2 protein-coding genes and 1 pseudogene are annotated in these 3,042 nt (G+C 70.6%); all 3 read left to right on the top strand.

What is annotated here, in order from left to right; genetic code table 11:
* Positions 1-1,243: aldehyde dehydrogenase family protein (locus VN520_RS00960; RefSeq protein WP_325744885.1), on the top strand; the 1,243-nt coding region annotated here is incomplete at its 5' end.
* A complete protein-coding gene (locus tag VN520_RS00965) occupies positions 1,240-2,445 on the top strand; it encodes a CoA transferase (protein ID WP_325744886.1) in 1,206 nt (401 codons plus the stop codon). The genes VN520_RS00960 and VN520_RS00965, both read left to right, overlap by 4 nt.
* Before the next feature lie 58 nt (positions 2,446-2,503).
* Positions 2,504-3,042 (top strand): annotated as a pseudogene (locus VN520_RS00970) (ABC transporter substrate-binding protein); the annotation flags it as partial.

Here is a 3,042-nt window from a genome sequence, read left to right on the forward strand (position 1 = left end):
CCAGGCCCTCGACGAGCACCGCGAAGAGCTGCGCGAGCTGACCATCGCCGAGGCCGGCGCGCCCCGCCAGCTCACCCACGGCCCGCAGCTCGACGAGCCGATCGGCATGGTGAAGTACTACGCCGATCTGCTGGAGGATTACGAATTCACCGAGGACCTGGGCGAGCGGGAGTCCCGCGGCCAGCGCCATCACCGCTGGGTGGAGAAGGAGGCGGCCGGTGTCGTCGCCGCGATCCTGCCCTACAACTTCCCCAACCAGCTCGCCCTGGCCAAACTCGCCCCCGCGCTCGCCGCCGGCTGCACCGTCGTCCTCAAGGGCGCCCCGCAGACCCCGCTCACCACCCTCGCCCTCGGTGAGCTGATCGCCGAGCACACCGACATCCCGGCCGGCGTCGTCAACGTCCTCAGCTCCACCACACCCGAGGTCGGCGAGGTGCTCACCACCCACCGTGATGTCGACGTGGTCACCTTCACCGGGGCCACCGCCACAGGTCGGCGGATCATGGCCGCCGCGTCCGGATCGGTGAAGCGCGTCTTCCTCGAACTCGGCGGCAAATCGGCCATGATCGTCCTGGACGACGCCGACATCACCAAGGCCGCCATGTTCGCCGCCTTCACCATCTGCTCCCATTCGGGACAGGGCTGCGCCCTCACCTCCCGCCTCCTCGTGCCACGTGCCCGGCACGACGAGATCGTGCAGATGGTCGCGGCCGGGCTGGACCGCGTCCGGGTCGGTGATCCCACGGACCCGCGGGTGAACATGGGACCGCTCATCAGCGAGGAGCAGCGCGACAAGGTCGACGGCATGGTCCGCCGGGCCGTCGACGAGGGAGCGGTCCTGGTCCGCGGCGGCAAGCGCGTCGACCCCGGCTTCTTCTACGCGCCGACCCTCCTGGCGGAGGTGGACCCGGTGAGCGAGATCGCCCAGGAGGAGGTCTTCGGCCCCGTCCTGGCCGTCATTGCCTACGACGACGAGGACGACGCCGTCCGCATCGCCAACAACTCCCGCTACGGCCTGTCCGGTGCCGTGCACAGCGCCGACGAGGACCGCGCGGTCCGGATCGCCCGGCGTATCCGCACCGGCACGTTCTCCATCAACGGCGGCAACTACTTCGCCCCTGACGTGCCCTTCGGCGGCTACAAGCAGTCCGGCATCGGCCGGGAGAACGGCCGGTCCGGTTTCGAGGAGTTCCTGGAGGAGAAGGCCTTCGCCCGCATCGTGGTACCGCAGGGGCAGGCATGAAGCCGCTGGAGGGGTTCCGCGTCCTGGAAGTCGCGATGTACGGCTTCGTGCCCTCGGCCGGAGCCGTCCTCGCGGACTGGGGCGCCGACGTGATCAAGGTCGAGCACGCGGTCACCGGGGACCCGCAACGCGGGCTGCGTCAGACCGGCACGTTCAGGGTGGAGGGTGACCCCAACCCCAACGTCGCCCACGCCAACCGCGGCAAACGCTCCCTCGGTCTCGACATGGCGACGCCCGAGGGACGCGAGGTGCTGTACGAACTGGCCAAGGACGCGGACGTCTTCCTCACCAGCTTCCTGCCCGCCTCCCGTGCCCGCCTCGGCATCGACGTCGACGACATCCGCACCGTCAACCCGCAGATCGTCTACGCCCGCGGCAGCGCGCTCGGTCCCCGCGGAGCCGAGGCCGACCGCGGCGGTTACGACATGACGGCCTTCTGGGCCCGCGCCGGTACGGCGGCAAGCATCACCCCGCCCGGCATGGACGGCATGATCATGCCGCCCGGACCGGCCTACGGCGACACCGTCTCCGGCACCAACCTGGCCGGCGGCATCGCGGCCGCGCTGCTGCGCCGCGAACGCACGGGCGAGCCCTCCGTGGTCGACGTCTCCCTGCTCGGCAGCGGCCTGTGGGCACTCGGCCACTCCATCGGCCTGTCCCTGCACCTCGACCGTGCGTGGGAAGGCGTCACACCCAGCAGTCACGGCTCACCCACCAACCCGCTGTCCGGGCTGTACCGCACCGCCGACGACCGGTACATCTCCTTCGTCATGCTCCAGCCGACGAGGTTCTGGGCCAACGTGTGCCACTGCCTGGGCCGTCCCGACCTCGCGGACGACCCCCGCTTCGCCACCGCCGAGACCATCGCGGCGCACACCGGTGACGCGGTGAAGATCCTGCGCGAGGTGATCGCCACCCGCCCGCTCGCCGAGTGGTCCGAGCGGTTCGCCGCGCTGGACGGCCCCTGGGCGCCCGTCCAGGACACGCTCCAGGCCGCCACCGACGCCCAGGTACGCGCCAACGGCTACATCGGGCGGGCCGGCGACCTCGAACTCGTCGCCAGCCCGGTCCAGTTCGATGTCGAGGACACGACCCTCCGCCCGGCTCCGGAGTTCGCCGCGCAGACGGAGGAGATCCTCACCGAGCTCGGCTACGACTGGGACCGCATCCTCGCCCTCAAGGCGAGCGGCACGGTCACCTGACCCTCTTCTCCCGTCACCTCCCCCGGACGACGGCGTCCGGGCCTCCCGAGGAGGCACCATGCGCAGGCTGCTCACAGGCGGTGTCACCGTTCTCGCGGTGCTGCTGGCCGCCGGCTGCTCCACCCGGTCCGACGACGACACCGGCTCCACGCCGCGGAACAGCCCCACAGCGCAGGAGTCGCAGGCCACGTCGTCCGACTTCGGCACCCTGAGGGACGTGTGCGGCCCCGGCGTGGCCGGGAAGTCATCCGTACAGGGGGTCAGGGACGACAAGATCCAGGTCGGTGTGTTCTCCGACGTCGGCTTCACCAAGAAGTCCGAGTTCGTCGACGCGGCGAAGGTGTTCACGTCCTGGTGCAACGACGCGGGCGGCATCAACGGCCGCGAGCTCGAAGCGGTCAGCAGGGACACCCGGTTCATGGAGGTCCGTCAGCGGACCCTGGACGCCTGCAGGGAGGACTTCGCGCTGGTCGGAGGGGGAGCCGCCATGGACAGCCTCGGTGTGAAGGACCGGCTCAAGTGCCTGCTGCCGAACTTCCCCGCACAGGCCAGCCAGATCGGTGCGATCGGCAGCGACCTCCAGGTCATCGGGTCGCA

Origin of the sequence: Streptomyces sp., assembly GCF_035563135.1 — a bacterium.
GTDB lineage: Bacteria > Actinomycetota > Actinomycetes > Streptomycetales > Streptomycetaceae > Streptomyces.